General features: G+C 67.1%; 21 protein-coding genes and 1 pseudogene. 13 read left to right on the forward strand and 9 right to left on the reverse strand.

The genetic code is table 11. The annotated features are described in order from the left end of the window. Positions 1-173: 173 nt before the first annotated feature. Positions 174-2,867 (forward strand): AsmA family protein, encoded by a 2,694-nt coding sequence (locus ACT7B3_RS02885; RefSeq protein WP_445156793.1) that lies wholly within the window; start codon positions 174-176, stop codon positions 2,865-2,867. A gap of 16 nt (positions 2,868-2,883) precedes the next feature. Here the strand turns inward: ACT7B3_RS02885 and ACT7B3_RS02890 are convergent, their stop codons facing one another. The 3 genes from ACT7B3_RS02890 to ACT7B3_RS02900 all read right to left on the reverse strand — a co-directional run bounded on the left by ACT7B3_RS02890 (position 2,884) and on the right by ACT7B3_RS02900 (position 5,158). Then, positions 2,884-3,216, reverse strand: a complete 333-nt coding sequence (locus ACT7B3_RS02890) for a hypothetical protein (RefSeq protein WP_444678433.1) — start codon at positions 3,214-3,216, stop codon at positions 2,884-2,886. Positions 3,217-3,318: 102 nt separating this feature from the next. Continuing rightward, entirely contained in the window at positions 3,319-4,785 is a 1,467-nt protein-coding gene (locus ACT7B3_RS02895) for a dihydrolipoyl dehydrogenase (RefSeq protein ID WP_445156794.1), read from the reverse strand. A 184-nt stretch (positions 4,786-4,969) separates the two neighbouring features. Beyond that, the gene (locus ACT7B3_RS02900; protein ID WP_444678431.1) at positions 4,970-5,158 is read right to left on the reverse strand and encodes a DUF3008 family protein; all 189 of its coding nucleotides are present in this window, start codon (positions 5,156-5,158) and stop codon (positions 4,970-4,972) included. A gap of 146 nt (positions 5,159-5,304) precedes the next feature. Between ACT7B3_RS02900 and ACT7B3_RS02905 the strand changes: the two genes are divergently transcribed. From ACT7B3_RS02905 to ACT7B3_RS02925, 5 genes are all read left to right on the forward strand, one after another. Further along, positions 5,305-5,517 (forward strand): tautomerase family protein, encoded by a 213-nt coding sequence (locus ACT7B3_RS02905; protein ID WP_445156795.1) that lies wholly within the window; start codon positions 5,305-5,307, stop codon positions 5,515-5,517. 73 nt (positions 5,518-5,590) lie between these two features. After that, the gene (locus ACT7B3_RS02910) at positions 5,591-6,340 is read left to right on the forward strand and encodes a creatininase family protein (protein WP_445156796.1); all 750 of its coding nucleotides are present in this window, start codon (positions 5,591-5,593) and stop codon (positions 6,338-6,340) included. Between the two features lie 324 nt (positions 6,341-6,664). Next, positions 6,665-7,153: a hypothetical protein gene (locus ACT7B3_RS02915; RefSeq protein WP_444678428.1), complete on the forward strand. Its 489-nt coding sequence runs from the start codon at positions 6,665-6,667 to the stop codon at positions 7,151-7,153. A gap of 97 nt (positions 7,154-7,250) precedes the next feature. Then, a complete protein-coding gene (locus tag ACT7B3_RS02920) occupies positions 7,251-7,703 on the forward strand; it encodes a phage holin family protein (RefSeq protein WP_444678427.1) in 453 nt (150 codons plus the stop codon). After that, positions 7,700-8,842: a DUF3618 domain-containing protein gene (locus tag ACT7B3_RS02925; protein WP_445156797.1), complete on the forward strand. Its 1,143-nt coding sequence runs from the start codon at positions 7,700-7,702 to the stop codon at positions 8,840-8,842. The genes ACT7B3_RS02920 and ACT7B3_RS02925 overlap by 4 nt, the downstream gene beginning before the upstream one ends. 93 nt (positions 8,843-8,935) lie before the next feature. Here the strand turns inward: ACT7B3_RS02925 and ACT7B3_RS02930 are convergent, their stop codons facing one another. Further along, positions 8,936-9,658, reverse strand: a complete 723-nt coding sequence (locus ACT7B3_RS02930) for a YebC/PmpR family DNA-binding transcriptional regulator (RefSeq protein WP_444678425.1) — start codon at positions 9,656-9,658, stop codon at positions 8,936-8,938. Between the two features lie 372 nt (positions 9,659-10,030). Between ACT7B3_RS02930 and dbpA the strand changes: the two genes are divergently transcribed. The 3 genes from dbpA to ACT7B3_RS02945 all read left to right on the forward strand — a co-directional run bounded on the left by dbpA (position 10,031) and on the right by ACT7B3_RS02945 (position 14,260). Next, positions 10,031-11,431: an ATP-dependent RNA helicase DbpA gene (gene dbpA / locus ACT7B3_RS02935; RefSeq protein ID WP_445156798.1), complete on the forward strand. Its 1,401-nt coding sequence runs from the start codon at positions 10,031-10,033 to the stop codon at positions 11,429-11,431. Between the two features lie 27 nt (positions 11,432-11,458). Continuing rightward, positions 11,459-12,361 (forward strand): PA4780 family RIO1-like protein kinase, encoded by a 903-nt coding sequence (locus ACT7B3_RS02940; RefSeq protein ID WP_445156799.1) that lies wholly within the window; start codon positions 11,459-11,461, stop codon positions 12,359-12,361. Positions 12,362-12,475: 114 nt separating this feature from the next. Next, positions 12,476-14,260: a sensor domain-containing phosphodiesterase gene (locus ACT7B3_RS02945; protein WP_444678424.1), complete on the forward strand. Its 1,785-nt coding sequence runs from the start codon at positions 12,476-12,478 to the stop codon at positions 14,258-14,260. A 224-nt stretch (positions 14,261-14,484) separates the two neighbouring features. On the opposite strand, the pseudogene ACT7B3_RS02950 reads toward ACT7B3_RS02945, so the two are convergent. Both ACT7B3_RS02950 and ACT7B3_RS02955 read right to left on the reverse strand, forming a co-directional pair. Continuing rightward, positions 14,485-14,704 (reverse strand): annotated as a pseudogene (locus tag ACT7B3_RS02950) (methyl-accepting chemotaxis protein); the annotation flags it as partial. Between the two features lie 59 nt (positions 14,705-14,763). Then, entirely contained in the window at positions 14,764-17,199 is a 2,436-nt protein-coding gene (locus tag ACT7B3_RS02955; RefSeq protein WP_445156800.1) for a membrane-bound PQQ-dependent dehydrogenase, glucose/quinate/shikimate family, read from the reverse strand. Between the two features lie 366 nt (positions 17,200-17,565). Here ACT7B3_RS02955 and ACT7B3_RS02960 point away from each other — a divergent pair, with 366 nt between their 5' ends. Next, positions 17,566-18,234, forward strand: coding sequence for a glutathione S-transferase family protein (locus ACT7B3_RS02960; RefSeq protein WP_445156801.1), 669 nt, complete (start codon positions 17,566-17,568; stop codon positions 18,232-18,234). Positions 18,235-18,244: 10 nt separating this feature from the next. Here ACT7B3_RS02960 and ACT7B3_RS02965 read toward each other — a convergent pair whose 3' ends face one another. Next, entirely contained in the window at positions 18,245-19,309 is a 1,065-nt protein-coding gene (locus ACT7B3_RS02965) for a calcium/sodium antiporter (protein ID WP_445156802.1), read from the reverse strand. 217 nt (positions 19,310-19,526) lie between these two features. Then, positions 19,527-20,825, reverse strand: a complete 1,299-nt coding sequence (locus ACT7B3_RS02970; protein ID WP_445156803.1) for an NAD(P)/FAD-dependent oxidoreductase — start codon at positions 20,823-20,825, stop codon at positions 19,527-19,529. 229 nt (positions 20,826-21,054) lie between these two features. Between ACT7B3_RS02970 and ACT7B3_RS02975 the strand changes: the two genes are divergently transcribed. Next, on the forward strand, positions 21,055-21,189 hold the full coding sequence (locus ACT7B3_RS02975) for a hypothetical protein (RefSeq protein WP_445156804.1): 135 nt from the start codon (positions 21,055-21,057) through the stop codon (positions 21,187-21,189). Positions 21,190-21,227: 38 nt separating this feature from the next. Here the strand turns inward: ACT7B3_RS02975 and ACT7B3_RS02980 are convergent, their stop codons facing one another. Further along, positions 21,228-21,386, reverse strand: a complete 159-nt coding sequence (locus ACT7B3_RS02980; RefSeq protein ID WP_444678418.1) for a hypothetical protein — start codon at positions 21,384-21,386, stop codon at positions 21,228-21,230. Positions 21,387-21,600: 214 nt separating this feature from the next. On the opposite strand from ACT7B3_RS02980, the gene ACT7B3_RS02985 reads away from it, so the two are divergent. After that, positions 21,601-22,608: a zinc-dependent alcohol dehydrogenase family protein gene (locus tag ACT7B3_RS02985; RefSeq protein WP_445156805.1), complete on the forward strand. Its 1,008-nt coding sequence runs from the start codon at positions 21,601-21,603 to the stop codon at positions 22,606-22,608. A 327-nt stretch (positions 22,609-22,935) separates the two neighbouring features. Beyond that, positions 22,936-23,010, forward strand: a complete 75-nt coding sequence (gene pqqA, locus ACT7B3_RS02990) for a pyrroloquinoline quinone precursor peptide PqqA (RefSeq protein ID WP_444679379.1) — start codon at positions 22,936-22,938, stop codon at positions 23,008-23,010. Positions 23,011-23,022: the final 12 nt, after the last annotated feature.

Raw genomic sequence — 23,022 nt, forward strand, 5'->3', positions numbered from 1 at the left:
CCTGACTCTCAGCATAGAAGCTTTACCGCCTTTGGGCAGCGTTGGCCTGTACGCCTTGGTAAGGCTCCGTCACGCTCGGTGTGTTGGCGCGGTCAGCCAACAGCGCCTCGCCTGGGTTACGTTGCCGCTTCGCTTGGACTGTGGCGCCATCCCTGTCCATGGTTAGGGAAGGCGTGGCAGACAGGGATGACACCGTGGGCAAGCGAGCCAAGATCGTGGCAATTGCGCTGGGCATGCTGGTTGGGCTGGGAGTGGCCGCCGTGCTGTTCCTGGAGTCCGCCTGGATGCGGGGCTGGCTCGAGGACCAGGCCAGCGAGCAGCTGGGGCGCCCGGTAGAGATCGCCGATCATGGCATTCGCTGGGGTCTGCCGCTGACCCTGGAGCTTGACGAGGTGCGCATTGCCAACCCCGACTGGGCCGAGACGCCCGATCTGGCCCGTATCGACCAGCTTGCCATTACCCTCGACGTGGGTCGCCTGCTGCGCGGCGAGATCGAGCTGGAACGCGTCGCCCTGCAGCGCCCCGAGCTTCTGGTGCTTCGCCGCGACGACGGCAGCACCAACCTGGATGACCTGATGGACGGCGAGCCCACGCAGGAGCAGGAGGCCCCGCTCTGGCCCGAAGTCTTCGTCATCGAGCAGGGCGCGCTGAGTTTTCGCGATGAGGGGCAAACCATTGCGCTTGAGGTCGCCTTCGAGACACCCGGCGAGAGCACGGGGGCGCTAAGCCTGAGGCTGCAGGGTGAAGGCGAGGTGCAGCAGGATGACGTGCAGTTCCAGGCTGGTGCGCAGTTCGACATCGAGGCGCGCCGTGGCGCGGTCGAGGATTTCGTCGGTCAACTCGGCGATAGTCGACTGGAGGGCGCGCTGGCGTTCGACCTCGGGGCCGAGTCGCCCCAACTGGCCGTGCGGCTGCATGGCGATACCCTCGACCTGGACCGCCTCGGACTCATGCCGGGCCCCGACGAGGAAGACGCGGCGCAGCCGGATGACCCCGAGGCGGGCGAGTGGGATCGCGGCCTGGCGCAGGTGCTGGCCGAGCTCGAAGCCATCGAGGCGGAGCTCGATCTGGCGCTGGAGCGCCTGCACTACGGCGGCCAGTCGCTGCACGACCTGGAGGCCCAGGCCGCCGTGTCGCAAGGGCGGCTGACGATCGAGCGGCTGCAAGCCTACCAGGCCACGGACGAGGAGGGTGCGCGCTCGCTGTGGGCGCAGGGCTGGCTCGAATCGCAAGACGGCCGGCTGGCAGCCGACCTGTCGGCGCGCTTCGAGCGAATCGACCTGACGGCGGCGCTGGCACCGTTCGGCCTCGGGGAGATAGGCACGCTGGACGGCGAGCTCAACCTGCAGCGGGTCGAGGAGGGGCTGGTCTTCGATGACACGCGCCTGGACTACGAGGCGCCGCAGTGGGAGCTGTCGCTTTCGTTGCGTGCCGACAGCGTCGAGCGGGAGGGTGAGCCGCGGGTGCATCTGGTTGGTGATGGTCGCTACGCCGGTGAGCCTTTTGCCTTCGACCTGCACGTCGGGCCGCTGCTCGACCTTACCGACGATGAGACCCCCTATCCGGTGGCCGGGGAGCTGAGCGCCGGCGACACGCATCTCAGCCTGGATGGCAGCGCGGTACAACCCTTTGCCCTGGGGTCGGTGGAAGGGCACCTCACTCTGCAAGGGCCGAGCCCGGCGCAGCTGACCGACCTGACCGGGATCAACCTGCCTGAGCTGCCGCCCTACCGGGTAAGCGGCTACCTGAGCTACGCCGATGACCTGCTCACCCTCGACGGCCTCGACGGCTCCTTCGGCGACAGCGATGTGGCCGGTGATGTGCGCCTGCGGCTGGGCGAGCCGCCGCAGCTGTGGGCCACGCTGGTGTCACGGCAGCTGGAAGCCGACGACCTGTTGCCGATGCTGGGCGTGTCACCGGATACCGGACCCGGCGAGACGGCTTCTGCCGAACAGCAGCGCTGGGACGCGGAGGAGGAGAGCCGCCAGATGCTGTTCCCCGACCGCCCCTGGGACCTGGAGGCGCTGCGTGGCACCGATATCGTGCTGGACTACCAGGCGGCGAACGTTCAGGCGGAGCATGTGCCCTTCACCGACCTGGCCCTTGCGCTTGAGCTGGAAGGTGGAGTGATGAGCGTCGAGCCGCTGCAGGTGGGGCTCGGCGGTGGCCAGGTGAGTGCCTCCTGGATGATGGATGCACGCCAGGAGGCCTTGGAGGGTAGCCTCCAGCTCGCCATCGACCAGGTCAACCTGCAGGCGCTGCTGGACGAGGCGGGCCTGCCGGAGGTCGCCCGGGATACCCTGGGCGTGATCGGCGGGCGTGGCGACTTCCACTATCGCGGGCGCTCACTGCATGAGGTCATGGCCGGGCTCGATGGCGAACTTGAACTGGCAATGGCGCAGGGGTGGCTGGACATCATTGCCGCCGAGCTGCTGCCGCTGAACGTAGCCAACGCGCTGCTGGCCGCGCTCACCGGTGAGGAGCAGGTCCAGCTCGAATGCAGCTACGTGCAGCTGGTTGCCGAGCGAGGGGTGGTCGACCTGGCGCAGTTCTTCATGGCCACGGAGATCGCACACTTCACCGGTGCCGGGGCGATCAACCTGGAAACGGAGCAGCTCGACATGGCCTTCGAAGGGCACAACCGCGACCTGACCCTGTTCACCGGCAACTCGCCGGTGCAATTGCTAGGGCCGCTGCGCGAGCCGGAAGTCAACGTGATCACTCGTGAGCTGCTGGCGCGAGGGGCGCTGTCGGTGCTGGGCGCAATCGTGGCCCCGCCCCTGGCGATTCTGCCCTGGGTGGACCTGGGCGGCGGCGAGCAGGTCGGCATGGGCTGCGAGCAGGCGCTGCGGGAGTTCGAGCGCTAAGCGCGGTGGTGTGATATCAGTCGGCTTCGTGCCAGTCGCGGTGGCCGCAGCTCAGGCAGTGAAAGCGCGCCTCGAGGCCGGTGTCGGTATCGGCGCGACGCAGGGTGCCGGGTTCGAAGGTGAAGGCACGCAGCGAGCAGCGGGGGCAGCGCAGCACCTCGTGGCGGGGCCTGGTCGGAGTGGCCTGCCCGGCAGCGGTGGGCCCGGCCTCGGGAAAGGCCTGATCGAGCTCGGCCTGCAGGGAGTCGGCCAGGTGCTGGGCCTCGGCGACGTGCTCGCGGTCGGCCAGCTGGGCGAGGCGGGCAATGCCGGCACGCAGCGCCGCCAGGTGGGAGGTGGTATCGGCCATTGGCTTGTTTCTCCAGCGCATCGCCCGTGGGCGGCAGGGGGGCAGCTTAACGTGCGCGCTGGCGCAGGGAAAAGGGCTGGCCTCAGCAAGCGCTAGCCTCGCTCAATCCCCCGGGCCGTATTCGAGGCAGCGGGCCGTGATTGCCGGTCCATGCTCCAGCTTGGCGCTGAGATCGCGCAGCGCGCTGCGCAGAGCTTCTTCCAGCACCGGGTGGTAGAAGGGCATCTCGAGCAGGCGGCTGACGCAGGCTCGCTCCTCCACGGCCCAGGCCAGCAGGTGCGCCATGTGCTCCACCTGCGGCCCGAACAGCTCCGCTCCCAGTAGCAGCCCGGTGCCGTGCTCGGCATACAGGTGCAGGCGCCCGCGCTCCTGGCGCATCACCACGGCGCGCCCCTGGCCCTCGAAGGAGGCTTCGCCGGTGGCCACGTGGCGGCAGCCGCCCAGCCGCTCTTCATGTGCCTGGCGGCTGAGCCCGACCGTGGCGATCTGCGGGTCGGTGAAGACGATCGACAGCGGCGTGGTGCGGCGGCCGGCGCGCCGCTCGGGATAGCGGCCGGCATTGTCGCCGGCGATACGCCCCTGCAGGCTGGCTTCATGCAGCAGAGGCAGTTCGTGATTGGCGTCGCCGGCGATGAAGACCGGGCTTGGGCCGCCGTCGGCGGCGTGGCACTGCAGAGTGAAGCGGTCGAAATGGGGCACGCCGTGCTCGTCCAGCTCCAGTTCGGCCTGTTCCAGTGCCAGCGCTTCGAGGTTGGGGCGCCGGCCGGTGGCGGCCAGCAGGTAGTCGAAGCGTTCAGTGAGGCGGCGGCCGCTGTGGCGCTCCTGAAAGGTAATGACAACCTGGTTGCCCTCTCGCCTGATCTCCTCGACCTTGGCCTGCGGATCGACATAGAAGCTTTCGTTGAAGGTTCGGTCGGCATAGTCGCGCAGCTTGGCATCCTGGAAGGGGCCGAGGGAGCCGCTCTTGCCGAAGATGCGCAGCCGTACCCCCAGGCGATGCAGGGCCTGGCCTAGCTCCAGGCCGATGATGCCGGGGCCGAATACTGCCACGGACTCGGGCAGCGTCTGCCAGCGGAAGACGTCGTCGTTGACGACCAGCCGGTCGCCGGCGTTGCTCAAGAGGTCGGGCCAATGATTGCGCGAGCCCGTGGCAATGACGATGGCGCGTGCCTTCACGCGCAGGTCGTCGCCGACCCGCAGCACCTGGGGCGATTCGAAGCGGGCGGTGCCGGCCAGGCGCTGCTCGGCGGGGATGCGCTCCATGGAGTCGAGCACCTGGCCGACGAAGCGGTCGCGCTCCTGGTGCAGCCACGCCATGACGGCGCCCCCGTCGACCTCGACCGACCCCGTGCGGATGCCGAAGCCGGTGGCGTCGCGGGTGCGCTGGGCCGCCTCGGCGGCGGCGAGCAGCAGCTTGGATGGCATGCAGCCCACGCGCGCGCAGGTGGTGCCGCCTTCGCCGCCCTCGATCAGCACAATCTTATCGCCATGCTGCCGAGCGGCCTGCCAGGCGCTCAGCCCGGCGGTGCCGGCCCCGATGATGGCGACATCGACCTCTCGATTCTGCATTCGCTCTCCCTGGCCAGGCCCCTGCAGCTTGCTCTAGGCCGGCCGGCTGCGCCTTGCGGCCTTCATCCTGCTGCGTTTCGCCCTGCTGCATTCATTGCGCTGGATGGCGTCACGCAGCATCGTGCCGCGTTCAGCCACGCTTCATCACAGCGTAGTCGACCGGCGCGGCACGGGGCGTTCCCCTTCAGGACTTGCGATTGTGCTCGGGTTTGCCCTTCTGGCGGGTAGATGCCATCTTTTCCAGCTCTTTCTCGTCCATCGACTCGTACATCTGCTTGGCGGCCCCTTCCAGTTCGCTGACCTTCTTTTCGCCGCGCTTGGCCGAGAGTGCGGCACCGGCGGCCATCTGCTGGGCCTGGGACTTGGCGGGCATGGCTTCCTCCTTCCTGGTGGCAAGCATGGGTGTGCTTCGTTCAGCCTAGTCAGCGTGGCCGACGCCTGCCACCGCCATGCCGGAAGCAGGGTTGCGGCGAGCGGGCTTTCGCCGGACGATAGAGGCTTTTCAGCAGGGAGCCGGGCATGCCCATCGTGACCATTCAGCAGTTCCCCCGCGAGCTCGAGCAGCGCCGCGAACTCGCGCGGCGCATCACCGAGGCCTTCGTGGCGGTGTACGGCAGCACGCCGGAGAGCGTGCAGGTGTTCTTCAATGAAGTCGACGCGGCGCACTGGGCCAAGGGGGGAGTCATGGGCTGCGACACGGTTGCGCCGAGCCCCGCCCGCGACACCCAATGACAGGCTCGCCTCGGCAAGCCGGCGCCCGCAAGCCGGCCACTGCCGACAGGCCCCACCCAGCGAGGAAGAGACGATGAGGCTGCAGCATGCTACCTGGCAGGAGGTCGAGGCTTACCTGCAACACGCCACCGGCATCATCCTGCCCATAGGCTCCACCGAGCAGCACGGGCCCAACGGCCTGGTAGGCACCGACGCCATCTGCCCCGAGGCCATCGCCTGGGAGCTCGGTGAGCGCGAGGGGGTGCTGGTGGGGCCGACGCTGAGCCTTGGCATGGCGCAGCATCACCTGGCCTTTCCCGGCAGCATCAGCCTGCGCCCGAGCACTCTGATCGCGCTGGTACGCGATACCGTGGTGTCGCTGGGCCGCCATGGCTTCACCCATGTGTTCTTCCTCAACGGCCATGGCGGCAACATCGCCACCCTGAGTGCGGCCTATGCCGAGGTTTATGCGGAGCAGAGCATGGGCTACGCCTCTCCGCTCGCCTCGCTGAACCTGACCACCCACAACTGGTTCGCTGGCCCCCGCGTACGTGAGCTGGCGCAAGCCCTGTATGGCAACGCCGAAGGCTCCCACGCGACCGCCTCGGAGGTGTCGCTGTCGTGGTACGCCTGCCCACAGGCGGTCAAGCAGGTGGCCATGTCGCCGACCGTGGCGCCTGTCGGCAGCGCCCAGTGCCATGCCGAGGCGTTTCGTCGCCGCTTCCCCGACGGCCGCATGGGCTCCAATCCCGCGCTGGCCAGCGTCGAGCATGGGCGCCGGTTCCTCGAGGCAGGCGTTGACGATGCCTGGGAGGCGTACCAGGCGTTCATCGGTCAGGCGTGATGGGCATTCCTTTGGGCTCGCCACCGGCGAGCTCGTCTTCCTCCACTTTCCCCGCCGGTCGGCCGCGCTGTCAGGCCCTGGACGATCGGCGCCGCAACTAATTTACCCCGCCCTTTCTGAGGGCCCGCCCCTTTCTTTCGAGTGTCCGAAAGTTGCGATTTATTGCGCAGTGTTGTAACCCAAAGCGCCGCCACTGCTGGTTTGGCGGCTTGCATTGACAGGGTGGTGACGGCAGCTATTTTTCGAATGATAGCGAAGGAAAGGCGTGGCCTTATCCCTTGCGCGAAAGGCGACGGTGAACATTGCAGGACATGGAGGTAGCAAATGAGAGAGACCGACAGCCGCACAAACCAGGGCTATTCCGAGCATGCATCCGAGCTGGGTGACGAGCTCAAGCGTGAAGCCTCGCAAGCCAAGGAGGAGGTGCGCGATGCCGCCCGTGAGCAGGCGCAAGGGCTGCTTGATCGACAGAAGGCGGCCGCCGCGGAGCAGGCAGAGAAGGTATCGACTGTGCTGCACAAGATGGCCGACGAGTTCGAAGAGCAGCACCAGCCCTATTTTTCCGATTGTCTCCACGAGCTGGCCCACCGCTCCGACCAGGTGTCACGCACCCTGCGTGAGCGCGACCTGCAGAGTCTGATGGAACAGACCCGCGACTACGGCCGCCGCCATCCCGCGCTGTTTCTCGGCGGTGCCGTTGCGGCAGGCTTCATGTTGTCGCGCTTCCTGCGCAGCTCTGCCGAGCATGGCGCCCATTCGTCCGGTCGGTCGAGCCAGGCGTCATCCATGACGTCGATGAATGGCCCTCACTGAACGAGAGGGAGTTCATCGTCTGTTCCTCATAGCTCACGTGACACTGCGCTGGTGAGGCGAGCCCCGTCTTGCCGGTGAAACAAGGAGGCTTTTTCTCATGGAGCCAGAAAGCAGAGTCAGAACGGGAGGGGGCGGCACGGGAGAGAGCACCATCGGTGCGCTGTTTTCCAGCCTGACCCGTGAAGTCACCGCCCTGGTACGCAAGGAGTCCGAGCTGGCCAGGGTCGAAATGACGGAGAAGGCCGGCCAGGCCATGGGCGGCGTCGCGGCGATCGCCATTGCCGGCGGGGTGCTGCTGTGCGGCTTCCTGGTACTGCTGGCGGCGGCTGTCTTCGGGCTCAACACGGTGCTGCCGCCCGAGACCACGCCGTGGCTATCGGCGCTGATCGTCGGGGTGGTGGTTGTAATCATCGGCTTCATCATGCTGCAGGCCGGGCGCAAGAAGCTCGACCGCGAGGCCTTGATGCCGACGCGCACCATGGCCAGTTTCCGCCGTGACAGGGAGCTCGCTCAGCAGCATGAAGATGTGGTCAAGGAGGAGCTGAGATGAGCGACAGCAGGCGGCGCAAGCCGGAAGAGATCGAAAACGAGATCTATCAGGCACGGGCACGCCTGGATGAAACCCTGCATGAGATTGAGGAGCGCTTCTCGCCCCAGCAGCTCATGAATGCCACCTACGACTATCTGCGCCACGGCGGGGCACACGAGATCGCCGACAGCCTGGGCAGAACCGTGCGAGAGAATCCGCTGCCGGTGGTGCTCACCGGCGTCGGGCTTGGCTGGCTGATGCTTAGCCAGCGCGGCCAGCGGCACGCTTACCATCAAGACGACCACCATCAGGGCGAGACGGAACATCGACCCGGCGGGTACAGGCGCCAAGCAGGCTATCCTGGCGCCACCGTGCCCACTCATTCGCGTATGCCGAACGGAGGCGACATGGCAGACGATACCCATTCCCAGAGCAAGACCCCTACCGGCGCCGGCACCACCACCCTGGGGCATGACCCCGCGGCGCTCGGCGCCACGCAGCAGCATGCGTCAGGCGCAGGTTCTCAGTCCCCCGAGCATCAGTCCCACGAGCATGGCGGCCTGTCCGACAAGGCGCACCAGATGACTGACAAGGCCCAGCAGATGATGGGCAAGGTGAAGCATCAGGCCCAGCACGTAGGCAGCCAGCTGCGCAGCGGAGCGTCGCATGTCAATGAGCGCCAGCATGCGGCCATGGATGCGGTGAGCCACAGGGCCCGTGACACGGGGCATGGCATCACCCAGTTCGTGCAGGACCACCCGCTGATCGCCGGAGCGCTGGGGGTGGCGGTTGGCGCGGCCCTGGGCAGCCTGTTTGCCCCCACCCGCGTCGAGAATCGCCATCTCGGTGAGGTGCGCGACCGGGCCATGCATCGGGCCTCCGAGTACGGCCACGAGCAGATGGATCACGCCAAGGAAAAAATTCATGAAACTGCCGACAGGGTGCGTTCCGAGGTGCGCAGCCATGCGTCGGCGAACGAGGAGTCCCACGGTTCGTCGCGTGGCTATGTGGAGAATCCTTCCAGCGAGGAGCGCTATGCCAAGGCCGGTTCCGGCGGCAAGGGTGAAGGCGGGCTAAAGAGCGAAGGAGCCGCCAAGAGTGCAGGCACCGCTGCCTCGCGTGGCGACGGAGCGCACAAGGGCGGCAGCGGCCGGACCTGAGTGCTGCGCTCAAACGTCGAAACCCGCACCGGCTGAGGCTGGTGCGGGTTTTTTCTTGCGTATGGGCCTGCTTGGAGATGGTGCCGCTGGACGTCAGCCGGCGATCTCGGCGTTGTGGTAGACGTTCTGCACGTCATCCAGGTCGCTCAGCGTGTCGATCAGCTTCTCGAACAGGGCTACGTCGTCCCCCTCCACCGTGGTGGTGGTCTGGGGCACGAACTGGATCTCGCTGACCTCGAAGTCGATGTCGCCGAAGGCGTCGACCAGCGCCTGCCTGGCCTTGGCATACTCGGTGTGCGGCGCGAAGACGGTGATGCGGCCTTCCTCATTCTCGATGTCGGTGACGTCGACATCGGCCTCCATGAGCGCTTCAAGCGTCGCTTCCTCGTCGTTGCCGGCGAAGGCGAGAATGGCGCAGTGATCGAACATGTGGCTGACGCTGCCCGGCGTGCCGAGCTTGCTCTTGGCCTTGTTGAAACAGGCGCGTACGTCGCCGAAGGTGCGGTTCGGGTTGTCGGTAAGGCAGTCGACGATGACCATGCAGTTGCCCGGGCCGAAGCCTTCGTAGCGGGCCGGTGAATAATCCTCGCCGCCCACGCCGCTGGCCTTGTCGAGCGCCTTCTCGATCACGTGGCTCGGCACCTGATCCTTCTTCGCTCGTTCCATCAGCCCGCGCAGCGTCAGGTTGCCGTTGGGGTCGGTGCCGCCCTGCTTGGCGCAGACATAGATCTCGCGCCCGTACTTGCTGTACACCTTGGTCTTGGCGGCGGCCGTCTTGGCCATGGATTCCTTGCGGTTCTGAAAGGCCCTGCCCATAGCGTTGTCCTGTGGCATCGAATACGAGGCTGGATTCTACGAAACCGGCCTGCCGGGGAACAGCCCTAAATCGTCACTCCCGTCGCGGCCATGATGCGTGTCATGGCCTATTCTGCAGGCGGGCGCTCAACCGCGGGAGCTTGTCCATGGCGCAGCTTCGCTGCCGTCATGCCTTGCCGCGCCGGCCAGTGGCGTTAAGCTGCCGTTGGCCGCTGGCTTTTCGTGCAGCCAGCAAAGCCGGGCGGCTTCGCTCGTCAGCGCATGGCGCTTTCTGCTACCCTGACTGACTGGTTTTATCCCCGGCTTGTGCCTTGCCGCATCCCGCCTTTGCTTGCCGCCCCGGCAACCGCTCAATCTCTGCAGGTTCTTTCTGTGTCCGATACCCCCCACGATGAGGCGTTTGCCTCGCTGCCCCTGGCCCCGGAATTGCTGGCCAATCTCGATTCGCTCGGCTACCACGCCATGACGCCGGTGCAGGCCGCCAGCCTGCCGCCGGTGCTGGCGGGCCGCGACGTGATCGCCCAGGCCAGGACCGGTTCGGGCAAGACCGCGGCGTTCGGCCTGGGGCTGCTCTCGCGCCTCGAGGTCTCGCGCTTTCGGGTCCAGGCGCTGGTGCTCTGCCCCACGCGCGAGCTGGCCGACCAGGTGGCCGGCGAACTCCGGCGGCTGGCGCGCACGCTGCCCAACGTCAAGGTACTGACCCTGTGCGGCGGGGCGCCCTTCGGCCCGCAGCTGGCCTCGCTGGCGCATGGCGCGCATGTGGTGGTGGGCACGCCCGGTCGTATTGAGGAGCACCTGCGCAAGGGCGCGCTCGATCTCGCTGCGCTCGACGTACTGGTGCTGGACGAGGCCGACCGCATGCTCGACATGGGCTTTCAGGCGAGCCTGGAGGCGATCGTCGCCGCGACGCCCGCCAGCCGCCAGACCCTGCTGTTCAGCGCCACCTACAGCGACGAGGTCAGGGGCATCGCCCAGGGGCTGATGCGTGACCCGGCCGAGGTGGCGGTGGCCGAAACCCATGACGAGTGCACCATTCGCCAGCGCGTCTACCGGGTGGCCGACGAGACGCAGCGTTTCGCCGCGCTGCGCGGGCTGCTGCTGCAGCACCGGCCGCGCTCCAGCGTGGTGTTCTGCAACACCCGGCGTGAGGCCCAGGCGCTCGCCGACGCCCTCGCTGAGGCGGGCTTCAGCGCCCTGGCGCTGCACGGCGACCTGGAGCAGCGCGATCGCGACCGTATCCTGGTGCTGTTCGCCAATGGCAGCGTCTCCATCCTGGTGGCCACCGACGTGGCGGCCCGCGGGCTGGATATCGCCGCGCTGGATGCGGTATTCAACTATCAGATCGCCCGCGACCTGGAGGTCCACGTGCATCGCGTCGGACGTACCGGCCGCGCCGGCGGCTCCGGCATCGCCTGTACCCTGGTCAGCGAGAGCGAGGCCTATCGCCTCGAGCGGCTGAACGAATTCCTCGGTGAGCCGCTCGAGGAGGCACCGCTGCCGCCGCGCAGCGTGCTGACACGGGAGCCGTTCCTGCCGGAAATGGCCACGCTGCAGCTCGACGGCGGCAAGAAGCAGAAGGTGCGTCCCGGCGATATCCTCGGTGCCTTGACCGGCGAGGGGGGCATCGAGGGAGCCCAGGTGGGCAAGATCAAGGTGCTGGAGCGCAGCGCCTACGTGGCGGTGCAGCGCGAGGTCGCCAAGGCGGCGCTTGCCCAGCTCGGCACGGGCAAGCTCAAGGGGCGCTCGTTTCGCGCCCGACGCGTCAGCCGCTGATGGCCGCTTTGACCAGTAGGAGGATAGGTGAAGGTACCTAAACGATTGCAGCCGCTGATCGACGATGGCTTGGTCGACGCAGTCGAGAGCCAGCTGATGAGCGGCAAGGAGGCCCAGGTCTTCGTGGTGATTTCCCACGGCGAGCGGCGCTGTGCCAAGGTCTTCAAGGAGGCCAAGCAGCGCAGCTTCAAGCAGGCGGTGCAGTACCAGGAGGGGCGCCGCGAGCGCAACAGCCGCCGCTCGCGGGCCATGGCCAAGAAGACCCGCTACGGCCAGAAGGAGCAGGAGCAGGCCTGGCTCAACGCCGAGGTCGATGCCCTCTACCGGCTGGCGGCGGCGGACGTGCGGGTGCCGCAGCCCTACGGCTTCATCGACGGCGTGCTGCTGATGGAGATGATCAGCGATGCCGAGGGCCTGACCGCCCCGCGCCTGGACGACGTGACCCTGAACCCCGAACAGGCCCGCGAGTACTACGCCAAGATCCTGCGCGACGTGGTCAAGATGCTGTGCGCCGGCCTGGTGCACGGCGATCTCTCCGAGTTCAACGTGCTGCTGGCCACCGACGGCCCGGTGATCATCGACCTGCCCCAGGCGGTGGACGCCGCCGGCAACAACAGCGCCGAGTGGATGTTCGAGCGCGACGTGGACAACATGCGTCGCTACTTCGGGCGCTTCGCCCCGGAGCTGCTCGGCACCGACTACGGCAAGGAGATCTGGGCGCTCTACGAAGCCGGCGAACTGCACCCGGAGAGCCCGTTGACCGGCTGCTTCGAGCACGACACCGGCACCGTGGACGTGAACGAGCTGATGAGCGTGATCGACGACGTGCGCGAGGAAGAAGCCTACCGCCAGGGGAGGCGCAACCGCAGCGACGAACCCGGCGTGGAGGAGGCCGCCGAGGAGTGGCAGGAGTCCCAGCGGGAGCGTTGAGCCGGCGGCCCAGGTCAGCCTCCCGCCAATTATGGCTCCCATTGGGAAGGTTGATTAGGCCGGGGCGGTGGCCCATGGTTAAGTGCTGGCGCAAAATCGGCAGGGGACCCTTCGATGCATAACGACGTTCACGATCTCGATTATGAGCAGGCGCGGCTCTATGCGCTGCGCCAGCTCAATCTTCTGGACACGCCTCCCAGCGAGAGCTTTGATCGCATCACGCGCATGGCCAGCAAGTTTTTCGACATGCCGATCGCCGCCGTTTCGCTGACCGACGCCGATCGCCAGTGGTTCAAGTCGCGTGTCGGCGTCGATCACTGGGAGATTCCCCGCTACAAGGCCTGCTGCGGCGAAGTGGCGGACGAGTCCGAAGTGCTGGTGGTGCCGGACCTGCTTGAGTCCCCGACCTATCACGACAGCCTGCTGGCCCAGTCCGGCATTCGCTTTTATGCCGGGGCCCCGCTGCGGACACAGGATGGCTATACCCTGGGCGCCATGTGCGTGCTCGACACCCAGCCGCGAAAGATCGGCGAGGAGGAGTTGCGGGTGCTACAGGACATGGCCGCCATGGTCATGGCCCAGGTCGAACTGCAGCATGCTTTCGGCAGGATTGACCCGCTCAGTGGGCTGCCCAACCGCAGCCAGTTCGCCGAGGACCTCGACGATCTGAGCCGCGATGCGCCCGGCGAAAGCCGCTGTGCGATCTTCACCGAGGTGCTCGACATCAACGAGGTCAGCACCTTGCACCGTGTCATGGGACCGAGCTACGTCGATGAGTTTGCGCGGCTGGCCGGGCGCGGGCTGCAGCAGGCACTGGGCGGGGAGAACCGACTCTACTCGGTGGGGCCCGGCCAGTTCGTCCATCTGGTGGAGGTCTGCAGCGATGACGCGCTGATCGAAGGGGCGCTGCACCTGCGCGAAACCCTGCTGTCGCTGGAACTGCTGCGCGACTCGCCGATTCTGGTGCGTCCCGCGGTGGGGATCGCACCGCTACGCCTGGGCAGGGATCGTGCGGCGGACGTGTTGCGAACCGCCCACAGCGCCTGCCTGGATGCCCGCCAGACCGAGGCCGGCGCCGGGATCTACTCCCAGGCAATGGATGCCGCCCATCGGCGCCGCTTCCTGCTGCTGTCGGACTTTCGCGATGCGCTTAACGCTGCCGATCAACTGCGCCTGGTCTATCAGCCCCGCGTCGAGCTGAGCACTCACCGCTGCCTCGGGGTGGAAGCCCTGCTGCGCTGGCACCACCCCAAGCTCGGCGAGGTTTCCCCTGCCGAGTTCATTCCGCTGATCGAAAATACGCCGCTGGCTCGCCCGCTGACGGCCTGGGTGGTGACCAAGGCTATCGAGCAGGCTCGGGCCTGGCGGTGTCAGGGGCTGACCATCGGCGTCTCGCTCAACGTCTCGGCCTGCAACCTGGAGGAGGAGGATTTCGCCGAGCGGGTGCTGGCCCAGATTCGGCAGGCTGGCCTGCCCGCCTCGGCCATCGAGCTGGAGCTGACGGAAACGGCGCTATTCGGCCAGGGGCGTGCCGCCTCGCAGCAGCTCGATCGGCTGATCGAGGCAGGCATCGGCATCGCGATCGACGATTTTGGCACCGGTTACAGTAGCCTGGCCTACCTGCAGGAGATTCCCGCCGACGTCGTCAAGATCGACCGCTCCTTCGTCAAGGGACTGGACGACTCCGCCCGCAGCCGCACCATGGTCGAGGCAATGCTGAGCATGGCCAACAGCCTGGGCTATCGCGTGGTGGCCGAAGGCGTGGAAACCCGGCAGACCTACGACTATCTGGCAGCGCTTGGCTGCCACGAAGCCCAGGGGTTCTTGATCTCACGCCCCCTGGAGGTGGCCGACCTGGAACGCTGGGTGCGCAGCGCAAGCGGGTCACCCGGCAGCTGATGCTGCCGGGCGCCGCACGTTACGCCGCGAGGGGAGCCGTCAGGGCAGCGGAGCGCGGCATGCCCGGCAGCCTTCAATGTCGGCCAGGCAGGAGGCCACGTCACGAAGCGTGGTCAGCATCTGCTGTATGGTGCCGTCTACATCTTGGGTCTACTGCACATCCTGGCGCACGCTGTCGCCGGTTTGCTGCACTCGTTCACGAATGCGACCGGCCGTCTCGCTGGTGCGGCTCGCCAAGGTGCGCACTTCGCTGGCAACTACCGCGAAGCCGCGCCCATGCTCGCCGGCCCGTGCCGCCTCGACCGAAGCATTGAGTGCCAGCAGGTTGGTCTGGAAGGTGATGTCGTCGATCTCTCCCAGCAGGGAGGCGATCTTCTGGGAGTGCGCCTCCAGTACCCGCATCGCTTCGCGTAGGGAGGTGGCTTTCTCCCTGCATTGCCGGGCGGCACCCAAGGGGCGGTAGATGCCGAAGCGGCCCTTCGCCGATGCCTGCGCCGGGTGGCTCACTCGGGCAGGGCGTAGGCCATCACGCTGTCGCCCAGGCTGGTCTCGGCCTGAAAGGCACCGCCCGCGGCGATCACTACGTACTGACGCCCCTCGTGCATGTAGGTCAACGGCGTTGCCTGGCCGCCGGCGGGCAGGCGTGCCTCCCACAGCATGTCGCCGCTGGTGTTGTCAAAAGCGCGGATGTAGTCGTCCATGGTGGCGCCGATGAAGGTCACGCCGCCGGCGGTGGTGACCGGCCCCGCGCTGGTGGGCGCGCCGACGGTCATCTTGAGTCGCGTGGGAATGCCCCAGGGGCCCTGGTCGAAGCTGGTGCCGATCGGCCGGGACCAGACCAGTTCGCCGGTGGCGAGATCGGTGGCGCTGAGAAAGCCCCAGGGCGGCGCGGCACAGGGCATGTCCAGCGGCGAGAGCCAGGCGCCACGCTGCGCCGCCACCGGGGCGCCGAGCATGGGCTGTGCTTCCTGATCGATATAGCTGGCATCCTCTTCGCCGATGGGGGCGATGTTCTCCATCTCGTCGGCTTCCTCGCGCGGGTAGAGCACCACCCGTGACGGCATGCGGTTGTTGTTGACGATCATCAGACCGTTGTCGAGATCGAAGGCGGCGCTACCCCAGTTGATGCCACCGAGAATGCCCGGGAACTGTAGCATGCCGCCGGGATGGTCGAGGGTCGGGGGAGTGAACATGCCTTCGTAGCGCATGCGCTCGAACTGAATCCGGCAGTAGAGGTGGTCGATGGGGGTGGCGCCCCAGGTGTGGGCGCCGGTGAAATGCTCGACCTCCTGGCCGGGTATCGAGCCGAAGTTCGGCATCTGTGGAGAGAAGCGCTGCACCTCGGCGGTCCAGTCGCCCTCGATGGCGCCCTGGGGGGCCGGGCGCTCCTCGATGGGCAGCAGGGGCTCACCGGTCTCCCGGTCGAAGACGAACACCTGGCCGTACTTGGTCGCCTGAACCACGGCGGGACGGGGCCCGTCGTCGGTGGGAAAGTCGATCAGCGCGGGCTGGGCGCCGAGGTCGTAGTCCCACAGGTCGTGGAGCACCGTGGTGAATTTCCAGCGCACTTCACCGCTGTCGACCTCCACCGCCACCAGCGTCGAGGTGAACTCCTCCTCCTCGGGGCTGCGGTCGCCGCCGTACTGGTCATTGGCGGGGTTGCCGGTGGGCAGGTAGACCAGCCCCAGCTCTTCGTCCGCGGAGATCGCGGTCCACACGTTGGGCGTGCCGCGCGGGTAGACCTCGTCTTCGGGCGGCTGCCGGTCCGGTGTGGTCCATACCGAGTCCCAGGTCCACTGCCATTCGCCGCTGATGGCGTCGTAGGCACGTACGGCGCCGGAGGGCGCGTCGCGGCGCTGGTTGTCGGTGACCTGGTGGCCCACCACGACGATGCCGTTCACCACGATCGGCCCCGAGGTGTTGGAGAGCAGTCCCAGCGCCTGCGGGTCCATGCGGTCGTTGAGATCCACCGTGCCGTCGTCACCGAAGCCGCTGCACAGCGAGCCGTCTTCGGCGTCCAGTGCCATCAGGCGGCCGTCCAGCGTGCCCAGCAGCAGGCGACGAGGGCACTCCTCGACTGGCTCGGGAGCCTCGAAATAAGCCACCGAGCGGCAGGCGGTCGAGAACACGTGCTCCTGGGCCTCCACCGCCACTTGCGGGTCGAAGTGCCACTGCGGCTCGCCCGTGCCGGGGTCGAGGGCGAAGACCTGGTTGCTCTGGGTGCAGACGTAAAGGCTGTTGCCGATCTTCAGCGGCGTATTCTGGAAGGCGTAGGGGGCGGCATCGCTGGGCGGCTCGTCGCCGGTATTGAACTCCCAGGCCACCTCCAGCCGATCGGCGTTGTGCGGCGTGATCTGGTCGGCCGGCGAGAAGCGCTGGGCCAGATTGGTACCCCCGTAGGCAACCCAGTCGGTGTCGTCCGGGGCACTCGGCTGACGGATCTCCTCGGCCGCTGCCGTGGTGGGGGCGTCGGGGCCGGAGTCGACGACGAGCCACAGCACCGCTCCGGCATAGCCGACGAGGATCAGCACGCCGAGCAGCGGGCCGGCATAGGGCAGGGCGGGCTGGTAATAGCCGCGGCGGTACAGCACCGGCAATAACAGCAGGGCGACAGCCAGCAGCCCGGCCATGAGGCCGGTGCGTGCCATCAGGTCGATGTGCCAGACCGGCATCCAGCCCTTCATGGCAATTTCCCACAGCGACCAGAGGAAGGTGCCTGCCACGGTAGCGGCATAGACCCACGCCCCCGCTGGCAAGCCCAGCTTGAGCATGACGGCAGCCACCAGCGTGCCGATGCCGGCCAGGAGAAAGTAGAACGTACCGCCGAGGTAGAGCAGGTAGGCGCCACCCAGCGACATGGCCAGGCCGAGCAGCAGCAGAGCATAGGCGAGAACGGTGACGGCCCAGCCGGCCGCTCCTCGTGAGGTATGCACATCCATGGCGTTACCTGTGGTCAAGGGCGAGAAGATCGGGTCCGCTTGCGGGAATGGCTTAAAGCTAGGCCACATCCGGGGCAGGCGCCATGCTTGGGAGGGGAGCTAGCTCCGCGAGGTGTTGGGGTCGGCCGAGTGTTCCGGGTTGCCCTTCCGCCGGAATGTTGAACTAGTCTCATGACATTCCCTTCAGAACGACGGAAAGGGGTGCTGTGAGGAAGGTCGTTACCCTGGGCCTGACCTGCTGAGCTATCGGGACTCTCGAGCGTTTGACGTGCCGATCAGCAAGGCTCCCTGGCAGTGGCGGCTCAGCATCGCGCAGCCGCTTCGTGCCCGTAAGCCAACACGTTCAAGGACAGACCGGAGGCCGCCATGATCACACTCCATCACTGCATTAGCGCCCGCTCGTTTCGTCCCCTGTGGTTGCTCGAAGAGATTGGTGTGCCCTATGAGCTGGTGATGCACGACTTTCCGCCCCGGGTACGCGACGAAGCCTTTCTCGAGATCAATCCGCTGGGAACGGTGCCGGCGCTGTTCGACGACAGGGTGACGATGACCGAATCGGCGGCCATCTGCCAGTATCTCGCCGGTCGCCATCCCCAGGCGGGCCTCGCGGTAACGCCGGACGACCCCGCCTACGGCGACTACCTCAACTTCCTGCACTTCGGCGAAGCGACGCTGACCTTTCCCCAGACCCTGGTGCTGCGCTACGGCCGGTTCGAGCCCGAGGAGCGCCGTTCGCCCCAGGTGGTGGAGGACTACTCACGCTGGTTCCTCTCCCGCCTGCGTACCCTGGAGCCGCACCTGGAGCGTGAAGCGTTCGTCTGTGCCGGGCGCTTCACCGCGGCCGACGTGTCGGTGGGCTATGCGCTGCTGCTGGCCAGCTACATCGGCCTGGACGAGCGCTTCAAGCCCGCCGTGGCGGCCTATTGGCAGCGCCTGCAGGCGCGGGAGGCCTTCCAGCGGGCCAAGGCCGTCGAGCGGGAGGCGGCCCTGGCCCAGGGCGTCTCCCCCAAGCCGGCCATGGACATGCTGGGCTGAGCCTCAGGCGCTACTCGTTGGCTCTTCGGCGCAGCTCGGGCAGGACCAGCACGGCCAGGGTCAGGGCGGTGATCGGCAGCACGAAATAGAGCATCAGGGCACTGAAACCGGCCAGCGCGTCGTGGTGGGTGGCAGCCAGTACCAGGTAGGCGGTGTAGGCCACGTAGTAACCCAGCAGCACGGCCCCTTCCCAGCGATCGATGGCGCTGGCGGTGAAGCAGATCGGCAGACAGGCGGCGGCCACCGCGACCATCACCGGCAGGTCGAGGCTGAGCATGGCCTGGGTCACGGCGATGCCGGCAGGGGCGATCAGGGCGGTGATGCCCAGCACGCCGAGCAGGTTGAAGATGTTGCTGCCCACTACGTTGCCCACGGCGATGTCGCGCTGGCCGCGCAGGGCCGCAACGATCGAGGTCACGACCTCGGGTAGCGAGGTGCCTGCCGCCACCAGGGTCAGCCCGATCACCTGATCGCTGACCCCGAACCAGCCGGCCATGGTCACGGCCGAGTCGACGAACAGGCGTGAGCCGGCCACCAGCATGGCAAGCCCACCGAGGACGTAGAGTGCGTCATGCCATCCGGGGCGGGCCAGGGCCTCGCGGTCGGCTGCCGGCGCGTCGCTGGCCGCCTGGCGTTTACCCTGCCAAAGCAGGAAGACGGTGTAGACCACCAGGCCAAGGACCAGCAGCCCACCGTCGAGCCGGCCGACGCTGCCGTCCAGTGTCATCACCAGCACCGCCAGGGAAAGCACGATCATCAGCGGAATATCCAGGCGGATCAGCTGCTGGGCCACCGCCAGCGGCACGATCAGCGCCGAGACGCCGAGAATGAACAGCACGTTGAAGATATTGCTGCCCACCACGTTGCCCATGGCGATGCCCGCCTGACCGTCCAGAGCGGCCTTGAGGCTGACCACGAGCTCCGGTGCGCTGGTGCCGAAAGCCACCACCGTGAGCCCGATCACCAGCGGCGGAATGCCCAATCGCGCCGCCAGGCGCGACGCACCTTGCACCAGACCCTCCGCCCCCACGATCAACAGCCCCAGGCCGAGGGCCAACAGCAGCAGCGTCACCATTCGGGAGTTCCTCGCCGTGAAAAGGGTGTAAGACGAACGAGCCGCTGGGAGAGGTGAAAGCGTTCAGGCCGCCAAGCGGTCGGGTCGTTGTGGCTTCTTCGTCGCACATAATCGCTGGGTTAGGCTTCACCCACCCGCTTCGGCCCCGCGCCTGCAGGTGGACGCTGCCCTGGCAGGCGGCATCGTGGACACCGGGCAGTGGAGGCTTAGCCGGTGGTCAATGCAGCTTCATGCGCGGGCGGATAAAGCGGTTGAGCCCGTCCGAGAGCAGGATCAACGCTGTCTTGGCCGTGCCGTGGATGGCGCGCTGGTGCATACGATAGAGCGAGGCGTAGAAGAACTTGGCCAGGCGCCCCTCGATGAACAGGCTGCGCGCCGAGGCGCCGCGCATCAGGCTGCCGATCGCCTCGAAGTGAGCCAGCGAGATGAGCGAGCCGCGGTCACGATAGCGGAACGGCTTGAGGGTGCCGTTGTCGAGCCGGGCAAGCAGGTTCTTGTAGAGCCGCTGGGCCTGCTGGTGGGCGGCCTGCGCTCGTGGCGGTACCACGCTGCCGTCCGGCTGGGGGCAGCTGGCGCAGTCGCCGAGCACGAAGATGTCGGGGTCGTCGACGCTCTGCAGGGTCGGCTCCACCTGGATGCGCTGGTTGCGATCCAGGCTCAGCCCCAGGTCGCGCAGCACGTTGGGCGCCTTGATCCCGGCGGCCCAGACGTTGAGGTCCGTTTCGATGCGCTTCTCGTCGGCGGTGACGATGGCGTGCTCCTCCACGCGTACCACCCGGGTGGCGGTGTGCACCTTCACGCCGAGTCGTTCCAGCTCGGTACGCACGGCAATGCGAATGCGCTCGGGCAGGGCCGGCAGTACATCAGGGGCCGCTTCGATCAGGTGGACCTCCAGGTGGCGGCTGTCCATTTCGGTGAAGCCGTAGCTGTGCAGCATGCGCGAAGCGTCGTAGAGCTCCGCCGAAAGCTCTACGCCGGTGGCGCCGGCGCCGACGATGCCCACCGTGAGGTGCGGATGCTCTCGCCGTTCGGGGTCGCTGTAGCGCAAGAAGGTATTGAGCATGTCGTGGCGGAAGGCCTCGGCCTGGGCCGGGCTGTCGAGGAAGTGGCAATGATCGGCGACCCCCGCGGTGCCGAAGTCGTTGCTCACGCTGCCCAGCGCCAGCACTAGCAGGTCATAGTCCAGGCTGCGGGCCGGCAGCACTTCTTCGCCGTGGTCGTCGAGCACCGGGGCCAGGCGCAGCTGGCGGGCCTCGCGGTCGAGCCCTTCGAAGGTGCCGCGCTGGAAGCGGTAACCGTTGAGCTGGGCATGGCTCTGATAGGAAATCTCGTCGATGCTGGAGTCGAGCGCGCCGGTGGCGACCTCGTGCAGCAGCGGCTTCCAGATATGGGTGGGGTTGCGGTCGATCAGCGTAATCTCCGCCTTGCCGCGTCGTCCCAGTCGGCGGCCGAGGCGGGTGACCAGCTCCAGCCCGCCGGCGCCGCCACCGACTACAACGATTCGTCTTCCTGCCATGTAGGGCTCCGTCAGGATGAAGGTGTCATTGAGACATGGGTGCCTTTACTGTACCGCTGGGCGCCACTTCAGTGCGACATGGTGCCGATGGCGAGGGTCGTCGCCCGGCGGCCAAGGCGCCGAGATCCGCTTCGCACTGGCCGAGGGTTCGCTGGGAGCGCTGCTGGTGGCGGCAAGCGACAAGGGGTTTGCGCCATTTCCTGGGGAGAGGCCCCCGAGGCTTTGCTGCATGCGGGAAGATCGCTTTTCTGCGGCTAGCCTGGTCGCCGACGCCGGCGCCTTCGATGAAGGGTTGGCCACGGTGGCCGGCTTCGTCGAGGCGCCCGAGGAGCGGAGCCCTTGCGAATCAGCCCCCGACACCTAGGGTGGCGGGGGCTGCTGCGAACTCGATGACAAAGGCGCTCAATCGCGCCGCGGGCGATTCCGGCTGGGGCCGCGCTCAGGCTCTTCGATACGCGCTTCCTTGCGGACGGGACGCCGCTGTTTCCCGAGCATGGCGTGCGCCAAGGCCAACAGCGCCACTGCGGCCACGCCCACGGTCAGCGTCTCTATGATTCCCATGTGCATGTCCTCCTGTGGTGAATGGGCGACCCCGGGACGCCTTCTGCCCCGGCGAAAGTCCTGCCTCATGCTCAAGGTGGCAGCTTTCGGGCTGGCCGACAAATGCTTTGACCCAATGAAGCTCATTAAGTTTTCCCGCACCCGGGCGGCTGGGGTTGCCAGGGGGTGCCAGGAGTGCCAGGTTTCAGGAGGGTTTCCTCCACAGGAGAAAGCAATGAAAGCGGTGACCGTACCCAGCCCGGGCGGGCTGGAGCGACTCGAACTGACGGACCGAGCCGAGCCAGGTTCGCCCGGCCCCGGCGAGATCCGGGTGCGTATCCGGGCCAGCTCGCTCAACTTTCATGACTACGGTGTCGTCTCCGGCATGATTCCGGCGGCGGATGGTCGCATTCCCATGTCCGATGGCGCGGGCGACGTCGAGGCCGTGGGCGAGGGCGTGGATGAATTCGCGCCGGGCGATGCGGTGGTGTCGACCTTCTTCCCCGGCTGGCTCGACGGCCCGGCACGGGTGGGCGACTTCCGCACCACGCCGGGCGACGGCGTGGACGGCTACGCCTGCGAATGGGTGGTGCGTCCGGCGACCTGGTTCACCCACGCGCCGCGCGGCTACAGCCATGCCGAAGCGGCGACCCTGACCACGGCGGGCCTTACCGCCTGGCGGGCGCTGGTGGTCGATGCCGGGCTCAAGGCGGGGGACACCATCCTCACGCTGGGCACCGGGGGGGTGTCAATCTTCGCCCTGCAGTTCGCCAAGGCGATGGGTGCGCGTGTCATTGCCACCTCTTCTTCCGACGAAAAGATCGCTCGCCTGCAGCAGCTGGGTGCCGATCACACCATCAACTACCGGGCCGAGCCCGAGTGGGGCCGTCGCGTCAAGACGCTCACCGATGGGCGCGGCGTCGACCATGTGATCGAGGTCGGCGGGCCTGGCACGCTGCCGCAGTCGATCGAGGCGGTGCGCATCGGCGGCCATATCTCGCTCATCGGCGTGCTGACCGGCCGTGGCGGCGAGATTCCCACCGCCAAGCTGATGGCCAAGCAGGCCCGTCTTCAGGGCTTGATCGTCGGCAGCCGAACCCACCAGCAGGAGATGATTCGCGGCATCGAGGCCAGCGGCCTGCGCCCGATCATCGACAGCACCTTCTCGCTGGAAGAGATCGCCGATGCCTTCCGCCACGAGGAGGCGGGGCGCCACTTCGGCAAGATCTGCCTGGGCTGGTAGCCGGCGGCGCCGTTCCCCGCGGCAGCCTCGCTAAATGGCAGCGATCGTCATGGCACGATCGGCATCTCGCGTTTGGCGCTTCGCAGCGCTCATCAGCGCACACGCTTATCGCTAGGTAATGCTCCCCACTCTCGGCCCCAACGGCAGCGGTTCTTGCGCCGCCCGTGGGGCCTGCCTTGCCTTGCTGCTTCTTCGTGGAAAGCGACGTACCTGAGACCTAGGAAGGTCCGGCTTCCTTCCAAAGTGCTATACATGCATTTCATATGCCTCTCTAGTATCAATAGGCAACACCTGGGTAGAACAATCACACGCAATTGGAGGTGAATCATGCAATGGGTTGAGCCGGCTTTCTGTGACCTTCGGCTGGGATTTGAAGTCACGGCCTATGTCTACGTTCGGTAGTTGATACCGACC

The organism is Halomonas sp. E14 (assembly GCF_052568415.1).

Coding starts and splice junctions, on each gene's coding strand:
- ACT7B3_RS02985 (WP_445156805.1), top strand. CDS start 21,601: ATGAAAGCGGTGACCGTACCCAGCCCGGGCGGGCTGGAGCGACTCGAA.
- ACT7B3_RS02965 (WP_445156802.1), bottom strand. CDS start 19,309: ATGGTGACGCTGCTGCTGTTGGCCCTCGGCCTGGGGCTGTTGATCGTG.
- ACT7B3_RS02925 (WP_445156797.1), top strand. CDS start 7,700: ATGAGCGACAGCAGGCGGCGCAAGCCGGAAGAGATCGAAAACGAGATC.
- ACT7B3_RS02915 (WP_444678428.1), top strand. CDS start 6,665: ATGAGAGAGACCGACAGCCGCACAAACCAGGGCTATTCCGAGCATGCA.
- ACT7B3_RS02975 (WP_445156804.1), top strand. CDS start 21,055: ATGCGGGAAGATCGCTTTTCTGCGGCTAGCCTGGTCGCCGACGCCGGC.
- ACT7B3_RS02970 (WP_445156803.1), bottom strand. CDS start 20,825: ATGGCAGGAAGACGAATCGTTGTAGTCGGTGGCGGCGCCGGCGGGCTG.
- ACT7B3_RS02905 (WP_445156795.1), top strand. CDS start 5,305: ATGCCCATCGTGACCATTCAGCAGTTCCCCCGCGAGCTCGAGCAGCGC.
- ACT7B3_RS02910 (WP_445156796.1), top strand. CDS start 5,591: ATGAGGCTGCAGCATGCTACCTGGCAGGAGGTCGAGGCTTACCTGCAA.
- ACT7B3_RS02890 (WP_444678433.1), bottom strand. CDS start 3,216: ATGGCCGATACCACCTCCCACCTGGCGGCGCTGCGTGCCGGCATTGCC.
- ACT7B3_RS02960 (WP_445156801.1), top strand. CDS start 17,566: ATGATCACACTCCATCACTGCATTAGCGCCCGCTCGTTTCGTCCCCTG.
- ACT7B3_RS02980 (WP_444678418.1), bottom strand. CDS start 21,386: ATGGGAATCATAGAGACGCTGACCGTGGGCGTGGCCGCAGTGGCGCTG.
- ACT7B3_RS02900 (WP_444678431.1), bottom strand. CDS start 5,158: ATGCCCGCCAAGTCCCAGGCCCAGCAGATGGCCGCCGGTGCCGCACTC.
- ACT7B3_RS02920 (WP_444678427.1), top strand. CDS start 7,251: ATGGAGCCAGAAAGCAGAGTCAGAACGGGAGGGGGCGGCACGGGAGAG.
- ACT7B3_RS02945 (WP_444678424.1), top strand. CDS start 12,476: ATGCATAACGACGTTCACGATCTCGATTATGAGCAGGCGCGGCTCTAT.
- ACT7B3_RS02895 (WP_445156794.1), bottom strand. CDS start 4,785: ATGCAGAATCGAGAGGTCGATGTCGCCATCATCGGGGCCGGCACCGCC.
- ACT7B3_RS02930 (WP_444678425.1), bottom strand. CDS start 9,658: ATGGGCAGGGCCTTTCAGAACCGCAAGGAATCCATGGCCAAGACGGCC.
- ACT7B3_RS02955 (WP_445156800.1), bottom strand. CDS start 17,199: ATGGATGTGCATACCTCACGAGGAGCGGCCGGCTGGGCCGTCACCGTT.